Below are 2,195 nucleotides of genomic sequence, written 5' to 3' on the forward strand. Positions count from 1 at the left end.
TTTTATGTACTCATAATTAAATATGTAATATAACAAAGATATAAACCAATTAATGTTAAACTCTCATACTTACTTATATCATTTTTTCTATATGCAAATATAAATAGTATAACAGTGGACACAATCATAAATATAGAGTCAATGATTAATTTAGGATCTACATTCATAGGTGACACAAATGCAGACATTCCAAGTACAAATAAAGTATTAAACATATTAGAACCAATAACACTACCAAGGGCTAAAGCACTTTCACCTTTTGTAGCAGCTGTAAGTGATGTAATAAACTCAGGAAGCGATGTACCAATAGCTACTATTGTAACGGAAATTAATTGGCTACTAACACCGAAAGTATTTGCAATAGAAGAAGCAGAATTAACCACTATTTTACCTCCGAAGAGTATAGATACAGTGCTTACTATTGATAAAAGTATAGATTTTAAAATAGATTTATTTTTATCAATAGCAATAGTATCAGAATCCATAGATATAGAAATTTCTTTATTCAATAAAGAAAAATTACTAGGGTTAAGAGATATACGCATTAAATAAAATAAAAACATAACAAATAATAATAATAATATAAATCCATCAAAATAACCCAGCGACATATCTAAAGATAATAGTAGCATTAATGATGATGCAGTTAGGACTAAAGGAAACTCTTTATGTAAAATCGATTCTTCAACATCTAAAGTTTTTATAAATGCAGTAGTACCTACTACCATTAATAAATTAAATATATTAGAACCAACTACATTACCAATTGCCATACTATTTTGATGGCTTAATGATGCAATAATACTAACTGAAGCCTCAGGAGTACTAGTACCAAAAGCAACAATAGTAAGCCCTATAAAAATCGGAGAAACTTTAAGGGCTTTTGCTATATTAGATGCACTATCAACCAAAGCATCAGCACCTTTTATTAGTAAGACAAATCCTAGCACTAAAAAAATATAGTCCATAAATAATACCCCCAAAAACAATTAAGTTGTAATTTAAAATGAATAGTACCATAAAAAAACCTCCAAAACAGACGTGAAATATCTGATTTGAAGGTATTCTATCAAGTATAAACTTGCTAATTACCATCATAGTGTAAGTTATTAATAAAAATAAATTTACACTATGATTTTATATTAAATTGTCTAAAAAAGCAATATAAAATATTATGCTGTCATAATTAGATAAGCCATATAAGCAACATATAATATCATTAATGTTAAACTTTCGTATTTATTTATATTATTTTTTCTAAAAGCAAAGAATGAAGTTATTATTGTAGCTATAATCATGACTACTCCATCTATAAACAATTTAGGATCAACAGTCATTGGAGATATAAGTGCTGATATACCTAATACAAATAATATGTTAAATATATTAGAACCTATGACATTACCTAAAGCTAAGTCACTTTCACCTTTTGTAGCAGCAACGATTGATGTAACAAATTCAGGAAGTGATGTACCTATAGCAACTACTGTAAGACCAATTAATTGATCACTAACGCCGAAGCTAGACGCTATATCTGATGCACAGTCAACAACTATTTTACCACCTAAGATTATAGCTAATATTCCAACAACAGATAAAAATATAGACTTTGACATAGGAGAAGATTTTTGTTGTACAATAACATCTCTATCTATAACTTCAATATCTAAAGATGTTTCATCAATATCTAAAGATGAATTTCTAGATTTAAGAGCAGAACTTATTAAATAATATAAAAATCCGGCAAATAAAAGTAGTAGTATTGCACCATCTATACGGCTAAGTGTATAAGACGATGAGTTTGTAATAAACATATCAGTAGATAAAATAATTAATAATAATGATGTAATTAAAACAAAAGGAAGTTCCCTAGATAAAATAGATTTTTTTACGAGTAAAGTACTAATAAATCCAGAAGCACCTACTACCATTAATAAGTTAAAAATATTTGATCCGATTACATTCCCAATAGCCATACCATTTTGACCATTTATTGATGCTGTAATACTAACTGCGGCTTCAGGAGCACTAGTACCAAAAGCAACAATAGTAAGTCCGATAATAATAGGAGGAATCTTTAATATTTTCGCAATGCTTGAAGAACCGTCAACAAAAATATCAGCACCTTTCACAAGTAATATAAACCCAACTATTAAAAAAATATAGTTCATAAATCATACCTCCAGAAATTAAAA

At 27.9% G+C, this 2,195-nt stretch carries 2 protein-coding genes; both read right to left on the minus strand.

The features are described from left to right. Window positions 1–2: 2 nt before the first annotated feature. Window positions 3–968, minus strand: coding sequence for a calcium/sodium antiporter (locus tag BN899_RS05920; RefSeq protein WP_042273697.1), 966 nt, complete (start codon window positions 966–968; stop codon window positions 3–5). A 204-nt stretch (window positions 969–1,172) separates the two neighbouring features. Beyond that, window positions 1,173–2,171 carry a calcium/sodium antiporter gene (locus BN899_RS05925; RefSeq protein ID WP_042273699.1) on the minus strand — a complete coding sequence of 333 codons (999 nt, stop codon included), beginning with the start codon at window positions 2,169–2,171 and terminating at the stop codon, window positions 1,173–1,175. Between the last annotated feature and the right edge of the window lie 24 nt (window positions 2,172–2,195).

Source organism: Faecalimicrobium dakarense, from assembly GCF_000499525.1.
Taxonomy (GTDB): domain Bacteria; phylum Bacillota; class Clostridia; order Peptostreptococcales; family Peptostreptococcaceae; genus Faecalimicrobium; species Faecalimicrobium dakarense.

Bases quoted from the DNA above. Each gene is read 5' to 3' on its own strand.
- BN899_RS05920 (WP_042273697.1), bottom strand. From the start codon at position 968: ATGGACTATATTTTTTTAGTGCTAGGATTTGTCTTACTAATAAAAGGT.
- BN899_RS05925 (WP_042273699.1), bottom strand. From the start codon at position 2,171: ATGAACTATATTTTTTTAATAGTTGGGTTTATATTACTTGTGAAAGGT.